The organism is Halomonas caseinilytica (assembly GCF_001662305.1).
In the GTDB taxonomy this organism is placed as follows: domain Bacteria; phylum Pseudomonadota; class Gammaproteobacteria; order Pseudomonadales; family Halomonadaceae; genus Halomonas; species Halomonas caseinilytica.
In genome coordinates, this window is record NZ_BDEP01000002.1 from 228,991 (window position 1) to 247,034 (window position 18,044).

General features: G+C 62.7%; 14 protein-coding genes. 4 read left to right on the forward strand and 10 right to left on the reverse strand.

Annotated features, from left to right (window positions below):
- Position 1: 1 nt before the first annotated feature.
- The 4 genes from A9O65_RS01675 to A9O65_RS01695 form a co-directional block, all read right to left on the reverse strand.
- Positions 2 to 1,486, reverse strand: a complete 1,485-nt coding sequence (locus tag A9O65_RS01675; protein WP_064701168.1) for a sensor histidine kinase — start codon at positions 1,484 to 1,486, stop codon at positions 2 to 4.
- 811 nt (positions 1,487 to 2,297) lie between these two features.
- The gene (gene argA / locus A9O65_RS01685; RefSeq protein WP_064699103.1) at positions 2,298 to 3,611 is read right to left on the reverse strand and encodes an amino-acid N-acetyltransferase; all 1,314 of its coding nucleotides are present in this window, start codon (positions 3,609 to 3,611) and stop codon (positions 2,298 to 2,300) included.
- A gap of 191 nt (positions 3,612 to 3,802) precedes the next feature.
- Positions 3,803 to 5,068 (reverse strand): inorganic phosphate transporter, encoded by a 1,266-nt coding sequence (locus A9O65_RS01690; protein ID WP_064701170.1) that lies wholly within the window; start codon positions 5,066 to 5,068, stop codon positions 3,803 to 3,805.
- Positions 5,069 to 5,123: 55 nt separating this feature from the next.
- The gene (locus A9O65_RS01695) at positions 5,124 to 5,804 is read right to left on the reverse strand and encodes a TIGR00153 family protein (RefSeq protein ID WP_064701185.1); all 681 of its coding nucleotides are present in this window, start codon (positions 5,802 to 5,804) and stop codon (positions 5,124 to 5,126) included.
- Between the two features lie 108 nt (positions 5,805 to 5,912).
- Here A9O65_RS01695 and A9O65_RS01700 point away from each other — a divergent pair, with 108 nt between their 5' ends.
- From A9O65_RS01700 to betC, 3 genes are all read left to right on the forward strand, one after another.
- Complete coding sequence (locus A9O65_RS01700; RefSeq protein ID WP_064699101.1) at positions 5,913 to 6,779, forward strand: CYTH domain-containing protein; 867 nt, start codon at positions 5,913 to 5,915, stop codon at positions 6,777 to 6,779.
- Positions 6,780 to 6,813: 34 nt separating this feature from the next.
- Positions 6,814 to 7,698, forward strand: coding sequence for an ion transporter (locus tag A9O65_RS01705; protein ID WP_064701171.1), 885 nt, complete (start codon positions 6,814 to 6,816; stop codon positions 7,696 to 7,698).
- Between the two features lie 242 nt (positions 7,699 to 7,940).
- Positions 7,941 to 9,455, forward strand: coding sequence for a choline-sulfatase (betC, locus tag A9O65_RS01710; RefSeq protein ID WP_064701172.1), 1,515 nt, complete (start codon positions 7,941 to 7,943; stop codon positions 9,453 to 9,455).
- Positions 9,456 to 9,596: 141 nt separating this feature from the next.
- Here betC and A9O65_RS01715 read toward each other — a convergent pair whose 3' ends face one another.
- From A9O65_RS01715 to A9O65_RS01735, 5 genes are all read right to left on the reverse strand, one after another.
- Positions 9,597 to 11,198, reverse strand: a complete 1,602-nt coding sequence (locus A9O65_RS01715) for a BCCT family transporter (RefSeq protein WP_082920093.1) — start codon at positions 11,196 to 11,198, stop codon at positions 9,597 to 9,599.
- Between the two features lie 178 nt (positions 11,199 to 11,376).
- Entirely contained in the window at positions 11,377 to 13,023 is a 1,647-nt protein-coding gene (locus A9O65_RS01720) for a SulP family inorganic anion transporter (RefSeq protein WP_064701174.1), read from the reverse strand.
- 750 nt (positions 13,024 to 13,773) lie between these two features.
- The gene (locus tag A9O65_RS01725; protein WP_064699096.1) at positions 13,774 to 14,556 is read right to left on the reverse strand and encodes a 5'-nucleotidase, lipoprotein e(P4) family; all 783 of its coding nucleotides are present in this window, start codon (positions 14,554 to 14,556) and stop codon (positions 13,774 to 13,776) included.
- Positions 14,557 to 14,737: 181 nt separating this feature from the next.
- Positions 14,738 to 15,244 (reverse strand): DUF192 domain-containing protein, encoded by a 507-nt coding sequence (locus tag A9O65_RS01730; RefSeq protein ID WP_064701175.1) that lies wholly within the window; start codon positions 15,242 to 15,244, stop codon positions 14,738 to 14,740.
- A gap of 113 nt (positions 15,245 to 15,357) precedes the next feature.
- Positions 15,358 to 16,263: a LysR substrate-binding domain-containing protein gene (locus tag A9O65_RS01735; RefSeq protein ID WP_064701176.1), complete on the reverse strand. Its 906-nt coding sequence runs from the start codon at positions 16,261 to 16,263 to the stop codon at positions 15,358 to 15,360.
- 122 nt (positions 16,264 to 16,385) lie between these two features.
- On the opposite strand from A9O65_RS01735, the gene A9O65_RS01740 reads away from it, so the two are divergent.
- Complete coding sequence (locus tag A9O65_RS01740) at positions 16,386 to 17,087, forward strand: FMN-dependent NADH-azoreductase (RefSeq protein ID WP_064701177.1); 702 nt, start codon at positions 16,386 to 16,388, stop codon at positions 17,085 to 17,087.
- 39 nt (positions 17,088 to 17,126) lie between these two features.
- Here A9O65_RS01740 and A9O65_RS01745 read toward each other — a convergent pair whose 3' ends face one another.
- Positions 17,127 to 17,858, reverse strand: a complete 732-nt coding sequence (locus tag A9O65_RS01745) for a GntR family transcriptional regulator (RefSeq protein ID WP_064699092.1) — start codon at positions 17,856 to 17,858, stop codon at positions 17,127 to 17,129.
- Positions 17,859 to 18,044: the final 186 nt, after the last annotated feature.

The following is an 18,044-nucleotide window of genomic DNA, read 5'->3' on the forward strand; positions in this document are numbered from 1 at the left end:
GTCATCCGTTCCTTGCGTGCGTACCCGTCAGTTCGGGCACTGTTTCTGTTGCGTCGCCACTTTCGGTGAGCGCCGGCAGCGTCAGGCGGAAACACACGGACAGCCGATCCTCGACCAGCGCCAATGTGCCCTGCTGCAGGCGCGCGCAGTCGGCGGCCACCGAAAGGCCGATGCCAGAGCCCTTCAGCGCCCCCTTGCGACGTATACGGCCCTGATAAAAGGCCTCGAAAAGATGCTCGCGATCTTCCTCGGGAATCGGCTCGCCACTATTGGCGACCTCGAGTATCAACGACGACTGGCTGGTACGAGCACGGATTTCCAGCACGCCGGCGTCCTCGCCATACGCAATGGCATTGGAGATGAGGTTGTCGAGGATCCGCCCCGTGGCGGTACGATCGATTCGCCAGGTCACAGGACCATCGAAACACTCGACCCGCATCTCCTTCTGCTGCAGCGCCAGGCGGTGCTTGGCCAGTACCTCCTTGGCCACCGTTGCCAGGTCAAGACATTCGAGTTCGAGGCGCCGGTTGTGCTGCAGCAGGTTATAGTCGAGCAGCTGCTCGATGAGCTGTTGCAGTTCGCTGCCACTGGCATCGATCAACTCGAGTATCTCGCGCTGGTGCTGGGTAAGCTCGCCGGCCACCCCATCGGTGAGCAATGCCGAGCCCTCGCGCACACTGGCCAGCGGGGTCTTGAGCTCGTGGGACATGTGACGCAGGAACTGCTGCTTCTGTTCCTCCAGCTCATCGAGTCGAGACGACAGCCAGTCCAGCCGCTCGTCCAGCCGGACCAGCTCGGCAGGGCCTTGTACCGGCGTCACGCCGCGCGGCTGACCGCCGCTGCCGATCCCCAGGATACGTCGCTCGAGCTGGCGGATCGGGCGGATGATCAGGCGCGTGAACAGCAGCATCAGCAGCAGGCTGGCCGAGACCAGAGCCGCCGTCTGCCACCACAGCCGCGTCTGCACCGCCTCGGCCCGGGTACGAATATCATCGAGTCGCTCGTCGATTCGCTGGTTGGTGGCCTGCCGCATGGCCTCGGTATGCTGGGCGAAGGCCAGAAAGGCCGACAAGCGCTCTCGAAATTGCTCGATGGGCAGTTCGGGCAACTCGGCGAGTGCATCCAACTGATCGCTGAGCGCCGCGACATCCGGGTCGTCGGGCAACAGTTCACGTTGCTTGGCCAGCAACGCGCGAAATTCATTGATCCGTTCATCGTAGATATCGAGCAGGCTCTCCTGCTCGACCACCGCGTATTGACGGGCGGCACGTTCCAGCTCCAGCGCCAGGGCGCCCAGGGTGCGGGCCCGGCGGGTCTCTTCCACCGCCTGTCGGGCACTGACATCGGCCAGGCGCGACAGTTCGGACAGCGCCTGGCCGGCCTGGAACATCAATACGGCCAGCGGCAACATCACCATGAGAAAGGCCAGCAACACCAGCTGCAGCAGGGAGCGTGGGCGCCAGCGACGGGAAACGGCAGAGGTCATGGCCAGCGTTCTATCGAAGAAAGTAAAAGGAAGCACCATTGTTCTTGCTCGAGAATACCAGAGTTTCGCCGGCCAGCCTGCAATGCATCGCACACCCCAGGTCGATGTGCGGCAAAAAAAAGGCCGGCAGAGCCGGCCAATACGCAGGGAACTGAAGGGTTGGAAAGCCGCTCGATCGACTGGCCTGATCCCGTCCGTCGATCGACTCTCCACTGGGCCTGCAGAGGGCCCTCGAAGCCACACGATAGCCGTTTGCCACCAGGGACCGGTCATCGAGTGTCGGGTGGCGAACCACCCTCGCTTCGATCCTGGCATCGCCGCCTCCGAGGGCGCCGATGCGCGATTCGTCCCCCATCTCGGGGGAGAGGCATCCTTGCCAGAGCGTCCATGCCCTTTTCGGTACACCTCCCTGACAGCGTCGGTACCGTCTCATCGCAACCTAAAGTCACACATCGCTGGAGCAGACGTTGGTCGCTTTGAGGCCGAGCACACAGGGCAGTGATGTCACATGCCTCGCAGCGACCGGAGAACGATTCGAGCCGTATGAATCGTTTTCCGTTTGCTCACCCTGACTATTGCCACATACATGCCAAAAACAAAAAAATCCATACTTATCAATTAACTAAACGCATCCCTCTTTGCCATGGCGCCACAACAAGGTCTCATTCGCCTCATGACACGGCCAATAACGTTGCCATATCGCGACGCTCGCCGAGGCAAAGAAAGAAAGTTCTTTCATAACAATCAGATAATCTGTCGCCTTGAGGCGACAGATTAGAAGATGGGAGAATCAGGGAAGACGGCACCGCCTTCAGGCAAGCGGCTTGACCAGTACCTTCGACTGCCTGGCGTGATTGTAGGTATCACGCTTGAGCGGCGGCAGGTCGGCGAGTTCAGCGGCACCAAAGCCATGCTCGAAGAACCAGTGCGCCGTATGGGTCGTCAGGGCGAACAGCGAGTTCAGGCCCAGCCGTCGGGCACGGCGCTCCACCTCGCCCAGCAACAGGTCGCCTCGAGCGCCACCGCGATAATCGCCATGCACGGCCACGCAGGCAAGCTCGCCCATGCTGGCCTCGGGGAAGGTATGCAGGGCGGCACAGCCGATGACCATGCCATCGCGCTCGATAACGACATAATCGTCGATTTCGTACTCCAGGCGCTCCCTGGAGCGCGGCACCAGCATCCCATGCCGCTCCAGCGGCTCGAGCAGTTCCAGCAGGCCACCGACATCCGCGATCTGGGCGGCACGTAGCTGTTCGTAGCGATGGCGCGAGATCATGGTGCCCACGCCATCGCGGGTGAACAGCTCACCGAGCAGCGCATCGTGATCGCGCCATGACAACAGGTGGGTACGCATCACCCCATGACGGGCGGCGGCACAGGCGGCACGCAGATGGCGGAAGGCTTCATGATCGGGCGAGGTGTCGGCGAGCCAGGCGCTCGCCTCGTCCGGCGTCAACTGGCGTTGCAGCTGCCCGTCGGCGTCGAACACGCCACTGGCCTCGCCGAGCAGGATCAGCTTGTCGGCGGCCAGGGCCGTGGCGACCTTCTGGGCCACCTCGGCGGCATCCAGATCGAAGACCTCTCCGGTACTGGAATATCCCAGAGGTGGCAGCAATACCAGCGCTCCTTGTTCCAGCAGAGCGGTGATCGCCGTATCGCGGACTCGGCGTACCTCACCGCTGCGCGCGAAATCGACCCCATCGCGCACCCCCAGTGGCTTGGCCATCACCAGATTGCCGGATACGGCGGTCATCTCGACGCCATGCAGCGGCGAGTTGGGCAGCCCCAGAGAAAGCCGCGACTCGAGCCAGAGGCGTTGCTCGGCCGCCACCCGCTCGACCTGCACCATGATCGACTCATCGGCCACCCAGCGACCATGGTGACGGCGCGGCGTGATCGACGCCGCCTCGAGGGCGTCGTTCACCTGGGGGCGAATGCCCAGCACCACCACCAGACGCACTCCCAGGGTGTGCAGCAGCGCCAGATCCTGAATGAGCTGCTCGCCACGTCCCTCGGACACCGCCTCGCCTTCGATCAGGATGACGAAGGTTCGTCCTCGATGGGCATTGATGTAGGGCGAGGAATTGCGAAACCAGTCGACGAAGGGAAAGCGAGTATCCAAGGCCGCGCTCCGGCAGCAGGTGAAAGAAGGCACGAGCTCCGACTATATCAAACACGCGAGCAGGAAGGGACAAGAGCGGCGCCACACGCTTTTCGGAAGGAAGCCATGGCCTCTCAGCTCAGGGCATGGGAGACCAAAGCGCTTTTTCCCTCTTCCAGGCGACAGGCGCCGCTCTTCGACGAGGCGGAGGATTAACCAAACATGCCCTTGAACATGAAGAAGAACATGATGGCCAGGGCCGCCCCCGCCGGCAGCGTGATCAACCAGGACATCACGATGGTGCCGATCACCCGCAGGTTGAGTGCCGCCATGCCGCGCGCCAGGCCCACGCCGAGCACCGCACCGACCAGGGTGTGAGTGGTGGAGATCGGCAGACCAGTGCCGGAAGCCAGCACCACGGTGGTGGCAGCGGCCAGAGTCGCGGCGAACCCGCGGCTCGGTGTCAGCTCGGTGATGCCGGTGCCGACGGTGGCAATAACCTTGTGGCCATAGGTCACCAGGCCAACGACGATACCACCGCCACCGAGCATCAGGACCCACCAGGGCACCAACGCCTCGCCGCCGACGGTACCACCACTCTCCACGACGCTGATGACGGCAGCCAGGGGGCCGACGGCATTGGCCACATCATTGGACCCGTGGGCAAATGCCATGGCACAGGCGGTGAACAGCATCAGCACACCGAAGACACGCTCCACGCCACCGAAGCCGAAGGCATCGTCCTGGCGCTTTCCAGCTCCCACTCGGCGCTCTCTCACGATCCCCAGCACCATCAGGGCCAGGCCCATCAGGATGGAATACAAGAAGCTGGCACCGAAGCTGAGCTCGAGACCGACGTGCTTGAGTCCCTTGGTGAAGGTCACCATGGCGACGATGAAGCCGACCAGGAAGACATACATCGGCACATAGCGCTTGGCGGCAGCGAAGGGATCGCGGCTCTCGAAGATCAGATGCTGGACGGACTTGAACAGCATGAAGGCAATGGAGCCGGACATCAGCGGCGAGACGACCCAGCTGGCGGCTATCTGGCCGACCTTGGTCCACCCGATGGCGTCGAGCCCGAGTCCGGCCATGGCGAAACCGACGATGGCGCCGACGATGGAATGGGTGGTGGAGACCGGCCAGCCACGCATCGAGGCGATCAGCAGCCAGGTTGCCGCCGCCAGCAGGGCGGCCATCATCCCGTAGACCAGCAACTGGGGGTCGCCCTGGAGCATGGTCGGATCGATGATGCCCTTGCGGATGGTGTTGGTGACCTCGCCACCGGCCAGCCAGGCGCCGAGGAATTCGAAGATCACGGCGATGATGATCGCCTGCTTGATGGTAATGGCCTTGGAACCTACCGAGGTCCCCATGGCATTGGCCACGTCATTGGCCCCGACGCCCCAAGCCATGAAGAGGCCGAAGAGACAGGCAAGAATGATGAAGATGTCGCCATGTTGAGCGATGATCGACATAGGACGGTGTCCTTCTGCGGTCAGAATGTGGCGGATGGTTCTCGGGAATTCCCGATCAGTTGGCCGTCATGATCTGAAGGCGACTGCCGACGCGCTCGGCGCGATCGGACAGTTCACCGACCCAGTCGATGATCTTGTAGAGGAACATCACCTCCACCGGCGGCAGGCTGTCTTCCAGCGCGAACAGCTGGCGGCGGATCGCGATCTGCTGGCTGTCGGCCTGCTGCTCCAGGGTGTGGAGCTCGCGGATCAGGTTCTGCATGACATCGGAGACATTGCGCCCGAAACCGGACTCGAGCAGATCCTTGAGCTCTTCCAGCGCCTGGCGCGCCTGCCCCACGCAAGCCACGGAGGTCTGCATGTAGCTGCGCATTGGATCGGCCAGCGTTTCCGGTACCTGCATGCTGCGGCCGAGCATGATGCCGGTGATGTCACGGACCTTGTTGGCAATCTTGTCCTGAACGCTGATCAGGTCCAGCAGATCGGACCGCGAGACCGGCAGGAACATGGTATTGGGGAGGTTGAGGCGCAGCTCGGTCTTGAGCTCGTCGGCCTCGTGTTCGAGACGCGTGATAGTCTCGCGGTGAACGCCGGCTTCCTGCCAGTCACCATTGAGCGTGGATTCGAAGAACGGCAGCAACTGTTCCGCGCAATCGTTGACCTTGACGATGTGTGCCAGCAACGGCTGGAATGGCGAGCGGCCAAACATCGCGGAGAAAGGATTGGATGTCACCATGGGCATCTGAACACTTGGAAAATGGCGGCGTCAGTATAGTGATTGGGCATCCCGGCGTCATGAAAAATTCATCTATCTTTCATTCTACCCTCACAAGGCAAACACGCCATGGCAAGTGAAATCGAACTCAAGCTGGCCCTGGGCGAGTCGGGGCCGGACGCCCTACGGCGCCATCCCCGGCTCGCTTCCCTGCCCTCTCGGGTCAGTCGATTGGGCAACACCTACTTCGACACCCCGGACGGGGACCTGGAAGAAGCACGCAGCGCCCTGCGCCTGCGCCGCGACGGTTCCAGGCTGCTGCAAACCGTGAAGACCCGTGGCGAGGGCAGCGGAGGCCTCTCGAGCCGTGGCGAATGGGAATGGCCGGTGGCCGGCCCCGGGCTGGACCTCGAGGGACTCGCCGAGATTCCCCCCATGGCCGCGCTCGGCCAGGACACTCTCTCGCGCCTCGTACCGCGCTTCTCTACCGACTTCACCCGCGAGACCTGGATGGTGGAAGACGCTGGTGCTGTCATCGAGGTGGCACTGGATGCCGGTGAGATCCGTGCCGGCGAACGCACGGCGACGATCCGCGAGCTGGAGCTGGAACTCAAGGAAGGCAAGGAGGGCGCCCTGCACCAACTCGCCGCCACCCTGGCTGAAAGCGTGCCCCTGCGTCCCTCGGACACCAGCAAGGCCGCCCGGGGCGGAGCCTTGCTGCTCGGGCAATGGCGTCTACCCGAGGGCGGCACACCCGCCGCCTGGCTGCATCGTGCCGGCGTGGCCCTGGATGCCTTGGGCGATACCGGCGAGCCGGCCTGGCGCCATGAGGCACAGGCGGCCTTCCGGCAACTGGCGGCACTGGGCGATGATCCCGCAGGCGATGCGCACTGGCTGGCCCGGGCCCTGGAGGATGATGCCTGGCTGAACGAGGCCTTCGGCGTTCGCGCCCTCGCCCTGTCACGCCAGCTGCCCGGGAACACCCCCCTCGACTGATCCCGTTAACGCCGAGACAAGGACGACACCCACCGTGAGCCAATTCAAGCCCGCCTCGGAAGGCCTGCGTACGCGGATTTTCCAGCTCATCTTCGAATCCGATACACCATCGGCCAAGGCCTTCGATATCGCCTTGATCGGGGTGATCCTGTGCAGTGTGCTGGTGGTGATGCTGGAGAGTGTCGTACCGCTGCGCGAGCGCTACGGTGCGTTGTTCTTCTGGCTGGAATGGGGCTTTACGCTGCTCTTCACCTTGGAGCTGGCGATACGCCTCTACTGCCTGGAGCGCCCCTGGCAGTACCTTCGCAGCTTCTACGGCGTCATCGACCTGCTGGCCATCCTGCCCACCTGGCTGGCCCTGGTACTGCCCGGCGCCCAATCGCTGGTAGTGGTGCGCCTGCTGCGCGTCCTGCGCATCTTCCGAGTACTGCGCCTGATGGAGTTCATCGGCGAAGGGCGCCTGCTGATCGATGCCTTGAAGCGCAGCGCCCGGCAGATATTCCTGTTCCTGTTCACCGTCTGCATGCTGATCACCATCTTCGCCTCGCTGGTCTATCTGATCGAGCCTGCCGAAGCCGGCTTCACCAGCATTCCCACGTCCATCTACTGGGCCGCGGTGACCCTGACCACCGTCGGCTACGGCGACATCGCCCCGGTGACACCACTGGGACAGTCGATCTCGGTCATGATGATGCTGATCGGCTATTCGATCATCGCCGTGCCCACCGGGGTCTTCTCCGCCGAGGTGATTCGCTCGATCCGCGCCGACCGCTATTCCGACGAAGCCTGCCCAGGCTGCGGACACGATCGACACGAGAAACGTGCCAGCTACTGCCTGCACTGCGGCACCTGGCTGGATGAAGAGCACCCGGACCCCAGGGAAGAAGGCAACGATTCGTCCCACACCGACGAGACATGAGGCTCCTCGGACCTTGTCTTCCTACCGCGAGCAAGAAGAACGTTTCCTGTCCGAACGCGACGCCGTGCCGTGACTGGCGCAATTCCCCCTTGCCACAACGCTCCCGGAGGCCAATGTGAGTTTGGGCTCAGGGGGCAAATAAATCGTTGGTCTGCCGCCTTCGGGCGCGTCATTGTACGGGATCGAAGACGCTCCTTTTCCGCAGCTTCGACACCAACAATACTCGCCCGGGAGGTTTTCCCATGACACGACCCAACGTATTGGTCCTGATGGCCGACCAGCTCAACGGTACACTGTTCGAGAATGGTCCCGCCGATTTCCTGCATGCCCCCAACCTCAAGAAACTGGCCAAGCGCTCGGTCAACTTCAACAAGGCCTATACGCCGAGCTATCTGTGCGCACCGGGGCGGGCTGCCTTCATGTCGAGCCAGCTCCCGAGCCGTACCGGGGTATACGACAACGCCGCGGAATTTCCCTCCAGCGTGCCGACCTGGGCGCACCATCTGCGCCGCGCCGGCTACTCCACCTGTCTGTCGGGCAAGATGCACTTCGTCGGCCCCGACCAGCTCCACGGCTTCGAGACCCGCCTGACGACCGATGTCTATCCGGCCGATTTCGGCTGGACGCCGGACTACACCAAGCCGGGGGAGCGCATCGACTGGTGGTACCACAACCTGGGCTCGGTGACCGGAGCCGGCGTCGCCGAGATTTCCAACCAGATGGAATACGACGACGAGGTCGCCTTCCATGCCGAGCAGAAACTGTACGACCTGTCGCGCGGTCATGACGAGCGGCCCTGGGCGCTGTGCGTCAGCTTCACCCACCCGCACGATCCTTATGTGGCGCGTCGCAAGTACTGGGACCTGTATAACGACTGCGAGCATCTCGAACCGCAACAAGGGGCCGTGCCCTTCGATGAGCTGGACCCGCACTCCCAGCGGATCTTCGAGGCCAACGACTACACCAAGTTCGATATCCAGCCACAGGACGTACGCAACGCCCGCCAGGGCTATTTCGCCAACATCTCCTATGTCGACGACAAGATCGGCGGCATCCTGGACGTGCTCGAGCGCACCCGCATGCTCGACAACACCATCATCGTGGTCTGCGCCGACCACGGCGACATGCTTGGCGAGAAGGGGCTCTGGTTCAAGATGAGCCCCTATGAAGGCTCGTCGCGCGTGCCGCTGATGCTGTCCGCCCCGGGGATCGAACCGCGCAACGTCGAGGACCCAGTATCGATCATCGACATCAACACTACCATCGCCGACCTGGTGGGAATCGATCTGTCATCGATCGCACCCTATACCGATGGCCAGTCGCTGCTGCCCCTGACCCGAGGCGAGAGGCGCGACGCCCCGGTGTACATGGAATACGCCGCCGAGGCCAGCTATTCGCCGATCGTGACCATCCGCGAGGGCAAGTGGAAATTCAACCACTGCGAGATCGACCCGCCCCAGCTGTTTGACATGGAGGCCGACCCGCTGGAGCAGCACAATCTGGCAGAGCATCCCGACTATGCCGAGGTACTGGCCGAATATCAGGCCAAGGTGCACGAGCGCTGGGACATGAAGGCCTTCGATGCCGACGTGCGCGCCTCCCAGGCGCAACGCCTGATCGTCTACGAGGCCCTGCGCAATGGCCACTACTATCCATGGGACTATCAGCCGCTGCAGGACGCTTCCGAGCGTTACATGCGCAACCACATGGACCTCAACGAGGTCGAGGAAGCCCAGCGCTACCCCCGCGGCGAGTGAGACGATGACGCGTCACCTCGCCTGAGCCGAATCGGCAAGCAACGCCAACGCCCGTACCAGCCTGGTACGGGCGTTTTTCGTCGTGCGAGATGCTAAACGCCCCTTTGCCGGACGTCGCCACCCGGCAAGAGGGGCGTCACGTCACCTTACGTTGCGCATGCGACGCAGCTCGCCGTTCAGGCCCCTGATGATGGAGTAGCACATCAGCAGCATCACGAGGGAAAACGGGATGGCCGTCGCGGTGACGCCTGCCTGCAGTGCCGACAGCCCGCCGCCGATCAACAGCACGATGGCGATCAGCCCCTCCACCGTGGCCCAGAACATGCGCTGGGGCCGCGGTGCATCGATCTTGCCGCCGGCGGTGATGGTATCGATCACCAGAGAGCCGGAATCCGAGGACGTCACGAAGAAGATCAGCGCCAGGATGATCCCCAGCGTCGACATCAAGCCGGTCAGCGGCAGCTCATTGAGCATGCCGAACAGGGCCAGTTCGGGCCGGTAGTTATCGATCACGTACGCCTTGACCAGACTGACGCCCGGATCGGCATAAAGCTGGTCCAGCGCCGTACTGCCGAACACGCCCATCCAGATGAAGATGAACAGGCTGGGCACGATCAGTACGCAGAGCACGAATTCACGCACGGTACGCCCCCGCGACACGCGAGCGACGAACATGCCGACGAAAGGCGCCCAACTGACCCACCACGCCCAGTAAAAGACCGACCAGGCCTGGCGATAGGCATCATCGTCACGACCAAAGGGCGCCGAGAGCGGAATGAACTCCGTCACATAATGCGTCATCCCCGACCACATGCCGCTGAGCGCCACCAGAGTCGGACCGGCCAGCAGCACGAAGATGAAGAACACCACAGCCGCGCCCATGTTGAGTTCGGAGAGCCGCTTCACGCCCCCTTCCAGACCGCGCCATACCGACACCAGCGCCACCGCCGTGACAAGGACGATGACGATGACCTGGGTCATGGTATTGACCTCCATGCCGAAGACGAAATTCATCCCCGCATTGGCCTGCTTGGCGCCCAGGCCGAGCGCCGTGGCCAGACCGAACAGGGTGGAAAACACCGCCAGGATATCGATCACGTGGCCCCACCAGCCCCAGACGCGATCCCCCAGGATCGGAAAGAAGACCGAGCGAATGGAAAACGGCAGCCCCTTGTTGTAGGTGAAGATGGCCAATGCAAGCGCCATCACCGCGTAAACGGCCCAGCCATGCAGCCCCCAATGCAGAAACGTGCCCGCCAGTCCCATGGCGGTGGCCTCGGAAATCACCGACCGATCCAGCGCGCCATCGGCACCGAAGGGCGAAGGCGTGCCCAATGGCGAAGATACATTGGCGTGATACACCGGCTCCAGCACGCTGAAGAACAGCAAGGCGATCCCGATGCCCGCAGTGAACAGCAACGCGAACCATGACAGGTAGCCGTGTTCCGGCCGGGCATCCGGGCCGCCCAATCTCACCTTGCCATGGGGCAACACGACCAGCGCCAGGCAGAACACGATGAAGAAGTCCACCAGGAGCATGAAGTACCAGTCCAGGGTGCTCGTCGAGAAGCTGACCAGGGACTGGAAGAGTTCCCCGGCCCGTTCCGGGAACATCAGGGTCAGCACGATGAAGATCACCGAGGCGAGTGCGGAGACGACGAAGACCCGGTTATGGATGTCGAAGCCGATAGGCCCCAGATGTCCTTCGATGTTGTCCTGTCCGACCACATAATCCGTATGCATGTCGCTATCGTCGTGCGCCGCCGACGACGCCCGTCTATTCGATAAGCCCATAAAATACCTCTCCTTGTTGTAATGATAGCGTTGTCGTTGTTGTCGCATGGCCATGACAGAGCGCTTGTCGAAACGCCACGGCCTTGTTGTTCGAGGCCTGTCATGCGAAGCCCCAGGACAACGTCTCCTACAAGGTAATGGCCACGAGCGGCCCACCTTGTTGAGCGCCATCGACCAGCCCCACGCGCTGCAGGCGGGCGACGACACTGGGTTTCGTCCAGGCCAGGTGCAGCTTGCCGCCCCGGGCATGGCAGCGGCGCGCCTGGCGCTGTAGCAGATGGATACCGCTGAGATCGATGAAGTTGATGCCCGCCGCCAGGATCACCAGATCGGGTTGTTCGAAACGCTCCAGCCTGCGCCCTATCGAGTCGCAGGCACCGAAGAACAGGGAGCCATCGATCCTGACGACATCGCAGTACGGCGCTTCCACGACTTGCTGGATGGTCAACGGCGCCTGGGACAGGTCACTTTCCACCACCGGCGGCCGAGTCGTGCGGCGCAGATACAAGATCAACGAGGCCAGCACGCCCAGATAAATCGCGAATTCCAGCGCCAGCAGCAGCGTGCTGAAAAAGGTGATCAGCAACACCGTGGCTTCCGAACGGCTGAGCGTCAGTGCCTCGCGAATGCTTTTCCGGTCGACCAGCTTGAAGGCGACCAGCAACAACTGGCCCGAGATGGCGGGCATCGGCACATGCTGCAGCAGCGGAGCCGCCACCAGCAGAATCGGTATCAGAAACAACGCCGAGAACAGAGCGGCCAAGGGCGAACAAGCCCCCGCGCTGGCATTGAGCCCCGAGCGCGTCAGGGACCCCGAAGAGACATAACCGGAAAAGAAGGCCCCGCCCAGATTGGATAGCCCCTGACCGATGAATTCCTGATTATTGTCGAGGCGTTGACCGGTACTGGCCGCGATGGCCCGGGAGATGGCCACCGCTTGAACCAGCCCGAGCAGGCCCAGCGCGATGGCGCCTGGTGTCAGCAAGCGCAGATTGTCCAGGGAGAGATCGGGCGTCGATAACGGAGGCAACCCGGCCTGGACGGTCGTGACGCGCTGGACGGCGTCACCGCTCGGGTCCAGCCAGGCCACCAGCAACGTGGCCGCCACGATCGCCACGATCATGCCCGGCCAACGCGGCAGCCAACGCTGGAACGCCAAGCAGGTAATGACGGTAAACCCGGTGACGAACAGGGCCATGGGCTGTATCGCCTCGAAATGAGCGATCAACTGCGGCCAGATGGCGAGAAAGTTGCCACTTTCGATATGCGTCAGCCCCAGTGCATGAGGCAACTGGCTGGCCGCAATGATCAGCGCGGCTCCCGCCGTGAACCCCGTGATCACCGAGTGCGAAACCAGTTCTACCAGCGCCCCCAGACGCGCCAGGCCCAACAGCAACTGAAAGGCACCGGCCAGGAACGTCAGCGTCATCGCCAGCGTGATGAACTCGCTGGTGCCGGCGTCGGCAAAAGGCTGCAAGGTAGAAAAGAGCGCGATCGACAACGCGGCCACGGGGCCGCTGACCATCTGTCGGGACGAGCCAAACAGAGCCGCCAGGATGACAGGCACGATGGCCGCATAAAGGCCATATTCCGGAGGAAGACCGGCCAGCAGTGCATAGGCGACCCCCCGGGGCAACACCAGTACGGCACCGGTCAATCCCGCGATGGCATCGACGCGCAGTGAGCGTGGCGTCTGCTGCGGCAGCCAGTGGAGAAACGGCAACCAACGCCGCAGCCCGGCCGGCTGACGCGCGCGGGATGGCGACGTCATCATGGCGTCTCCGGACTACGTTCCGGGCCACGTGCACATCGCGCGAGATCATCCGACGCGATGGCATCCGGCGGGCACCTGCCGACCTGCCAACGCGTCGCGCTTTCATCATGCAACGGCTCGCTCGTCCGGGCGGTCGCGTAGTCCATTCGATGCAGCAGGTGCTGCCCTGCTGCATCGAATGGCGAGCCGAGAAACCGCCGGCCTGTCCCTGTATGGGGTTGCGTCATGGAGAAACCTCCCTGGCGGGGATTGCCAACATTGAAGCAGCCCGTCTGGTCGCTTAGGTCTCCGCACCATGACGCCCTTGTCGCCAACAGACCAACGATTTATTTGCCCCCTGAGCCCAAGCTCACATTGGCCTGGGAAATACCCCCCTCTGCAACCCTCGAGTGCTTGCGATCGCCAGCGTGCTGACCACACCCAAACGAGGAAGACCGACATGACCAACCGCCATGCGTTCGTCATTCATGAACATCCCCCGTCAGTCGTCATCAACGAGGGGGAACAATCATGGGAAATGAGGCCACTATGGCTGCGTGAACGTCAGGTGCTAGAGCAATTGCACGAGAAAACCCCGAGGGCTAAGCACTGCTCAAGAGCACCTCGGTGCGCTTTCGTTTCGTCGATGCCGGGACCGAACTGGTCCCATCGCACCATGATCCAGGCCGATGACGACGGTCATCGTGGGTAAGGAAGGCTTCGAGGCGCAAGCCGCCACTCGACGAGCTCGACGGCTTGCCCTGCGTTGGCTCACTCCGTGTCGAGCGGTGCTTCCCAGGCGTTGAGCTCGGCCTCGCTCCAGTCACCATAGCCGGCGTTGGGGAAGACGATCCAGTCGTCGCCGAACCGCTCGGCATTGTCGTCGACCAGACGACGCTGCGCTTCGAGATCCGCCTCGGCGAACTCGCCGGAGAAATCGTGCAGGGAATCGCCGAGCTGCATCACCAGGGTGTGATTCTCGACGACCTCGGCACGCCGTTCCGCCTTGGGCGGCCCGAGCAGCATGACGCTGTCCTCCGACACCTGGGGCAGTTCAAGGGCTTCCAGGCTCGCGATGGTATCCGCCTCGTTCTCCTGGTAGCGATCGGAGACATAGAAGATGTCCACTCCCTGCTCGTCGGCGAATTCCAGAAAATCTGCCGCACCGGGGATCAGCCGCGGTTCACCTTCGCGTTCCCAGTGCTTCCAGGTATCCCAGGTGGTGTAGTCATGGCACGCTTGCATGTCGCGAACCAGCAAGGCGCTGTTATCGAGCACCGTCTCGTCCAGATCGGTGATGATCGCCAGGTTGGCATCCTCGTCATGGTCGGCGATGGCCTGCTCGAGGCGCAGGGTGGCCAACGCATACCCCTGACGCTGCAGAGCCGCCACCTCGGCAGAACGCTGCTGATAGCGAAGCCCCATGGAATAGGCCGCCTGTGCGCAGAGCGCGTCGCCTTCGCTTTCTTCGGCAGCGAAAGCAGCACCGGTGACGGGCACCATGCCGGCGGAAAGCGCAGCGACAAGCAGAGCTTTGCGATTGAACGTCCTCATGGATATCTCCTGGTCTGGTGATTCGAATCGCACGGCCGTATTGCCCGGCAATTCGATCACGTGTTGTTATCGAAAAATGACCAGATGATCATATTTTATTTTTATTAGTCGTTCAAATTAGAGACCTCGATCCATGTCTGCTCGGCTCATTCCAGGTGACGGCAATAATGCACGCTGGACGTCACTGTCGGCGACAGCCAGCGCCGACCTGCCCTGCCCAACTCAGGCAATCGCCGACCTCGATCCCCTTGGCGTCGAAGTAACCGGCATTGACTTCCAGGGCAGCGTGATAGGGCATCGATGGGCGCGTCACCGGACAGTCACTCGGGGAAGCGGAGCGGCAGGGCTGCATGCGATGGATGTCGTTGATGCGGCCCTGGGCATCGAGAAAGGCAATGTCCAGCGGAATACGCGTTCGGTACATCCAGAAGCCGTTTTCCGCTGGCTGGACATCATCATAGAGAAACAGCATGCCGGCATCCTCGGCCAGCCTGTCTCGCTCCATCAGCCCGAGGTTGCGTTCGGCGGCGCTGCGGGCCAGCTCCACCGTCAGCCGGTGCGGCCCCTGTGCGCTGTGAATCGTCAAGGTGGTGGTAGGCAGCCCCGAGGCTCGGGCATCGGGTCGCCACAGGGTCAACAACGGCATGAGTGCCATGCCCAGCAGCAGTCGGCGACGGGTCGGGTTCATGAAGGTCCTCTTGATGGCTGACGATGGCCGGGATGCGACGATCCGGCAGCATCAATGTAGTCGACGACCAGGCCGTCTGGAAGATACGTCCCCCGCCGACCGCAGCCGGCCCTTTACCCGCCCGCTGAACACAGACCACCCGGCACCTGCATCACCCAGTCGCGAATGGCGAGGATGACAGGGTCATGCCGCCGACGTTCCGGATACACCAGGTAGAAGGGCTTGCCTTCCAGTTCCGGCCCGAAGGGTTGCACTAGTCGCCTTTCGGCCAGCTCATCGGCAATCAGGGGACGGCTCATCAGCGCGACGCCCTCTCCGCCGACGGCCGCAGAGATGGCGTGGGTTTCATCGGAAAAGACCAGTCCGGCGCTGACATCGAGGTCCGGTATACCAGCGCATTTTTGCCAGCCAGCCCAGTCCAGCGGCGCTATCGACCTTCCCTGGGGACGAAAGTGGATCAGCGGATGTGCAGGCAAATCCTCCACGCCCTCCAGTCCCAGGTGAGGACTGCAGGCGGGAACGAAGGTGTTATCAAAGAGCTTTTCCGTCACCAGCCCCGGCCAGTGCCCATCACCATAGCGGATCGCCAGGTCCGCCGTGACGCCATCCAGCGCGACGGGATCATGGGAGGCGTGGATACGCAGATCGATGTCCGGATGCGAGTCGCGCAGCAGGCATACCCAGGGCAACAGCCAGCGCACCGCCACCGCCGGTGTGGTGGAAAGCGTTGCCGCCTGACGGGCGGGCACGGTCTGGAGGCGTTCGACGGCATCGCCGATGCTGTCGAATGCCGTCTCCAGGGCCTGGAACAACTCGTCGCCCTGTCGGGTAAGTACCAGTTGGCGAGGCTTGCGAACGAACAGCGTCACGCCCAACGCATCCTCCAGGTCGCGGATATGGTGGCTGATGGCCGTGGCGGTCACGGACAGTTCCTGTGCTGCCTGCTTGGCGCTCTCGTGCCGGGCAGCCGCTTCAAATGCCCTCAAGGAGGACAGCGAGGGTAATCGACGGGCACTCATGGCTGATCTCAACTCATCCGTATACGCAAGAAAAGATCGTTTGTTGCCTATATGCCGTGGTCCTAGGCTGATCTGGCTACTGAAGAATACCTGAAACAGACTCACACTAAGGAGCCGTAACCATGACTCACATCCTACACCTCGACGCCAGCGCCCGCCCCGGCATCGCCGGTACCGACGAACACGGTTCCATCAGCCGTCGGCTGACACACCGATTCGTCTCGGACTGGCAAGCCCGACAGCCGGACGATAGCGTCACCTACCGGGACATCGGAGGCCATCCTCCCTCCTTCATCGACCAGCCATGGATTCAGGCCGCCTTTACGCCGGCGGCGCAACGGTCATCCTGGATGGCCGACACGCTCGCCGAAAGCGACCAGTTGGTCGACGAACTGGTGGCGGCGGATCTGCTGGTCATCGGAGCGCCGCTCTATAACTTCGGCATGCCGGCGGCGCTGAAAGCCTGGGTGGATCAGGTGGTGCGTCTCGGCCGCACGGTGGATTATGAGCCAAGCCAGCCACAGGATCCGTTCATTCCCCTGCTGGCCGACCGCCCCCGCCATGCGGTGATTCTGTCGTCCCGGGGCGATGCCGGCCTCGGTCCAGGCGGCCCCATGGCGCACATGAATCACCTGGAGCCCGCCTTGACCACGGTGCTGGAATTCATCGGCATCACCCGGATTGACCGGATTGCCGTCGAGCATCAAGAAGAAGGCGGCGCCTTGTTGGCAGCCTCCATCGAGGCGGCGGAACGCGACGTGGATGCCCTGGTCGACCACCTCTCGCAGAGCGTTCATGCCAAAAAACAAGCAGAGCCCGCCTGACAGCCATCAGGCGGGCCCCGCTCTTGGCCGGCGCGGTATCTAGGATTCTTCAGCAGTGCGCCCCAGAATCGACATCAAGTCGATGCTGTTCTCGCGGGGGCGCAGATCGAGCAATGCCTCGAGGCTGTGGAGATGGTCATGGACACAGGCACGGGCGGCCTCACCATCCCCCTTGCCGAGCCGGTCGAGCAGACGAGGATGATCGTTCTCCAGATAGCAGGAGGCCAGACTCGGCCGCTTGTAGAGGGCAATGACGATGGACGTACGCAGCACGAGGTCGGTGAGCATTGCGCCCAGCACACGATTGGGCGAATGCTCGGCCAGCAAGTGATGGATGGTCAGGGAATGTTCGATCCGTGCCGGCTCGTCGCCACGTTCATGGGCCTCGGCTTCCAGACGGGCCTGGGTTTCCAGGGTGGCCATGACCTCGGCATCGAGCCGACCGGCCAACTGCGCGGCCACCTCGCCCTCGACCAGGCGTCGCGCCTCGAAGGTCTCGCGAGTCTCCTCGATGCTGGGCGCGCGAACCCGGGCCACCTGGTTGGGCCGTTGATCGACGACATGCTCCGAAGCCAGACGCGTCAACGCCTTGCGCACCACGGAACGACTCACGCCGAACACCTCACCCAGCGTTACCTCCGGCAGCTTGGTATCCGGTGGTAGACGCTGCATCAACACCGCGCGTCTGACCTTCTCGACGATATCCTGATCGCTGATGCGACCGCCGGCCCTGACCTCGGCCAGCATCTCCTTGTGCCAGGCGTTATTCATGAATTGTCTCCTGGGATTGCCTGTCGAGACCTTCGCATGTTTCACGCCTGCTGACCACAGTCGAAACCTTTTTTGTATACAGTTTCATCGTTCAGTCGCTGCGGTGCTCATCGCCCACATCCAAGATCTTCAGCGTATTGGTGCCGCCGTGGGCGTTCATGTGGTCCGGTCTCTTATACACAACTG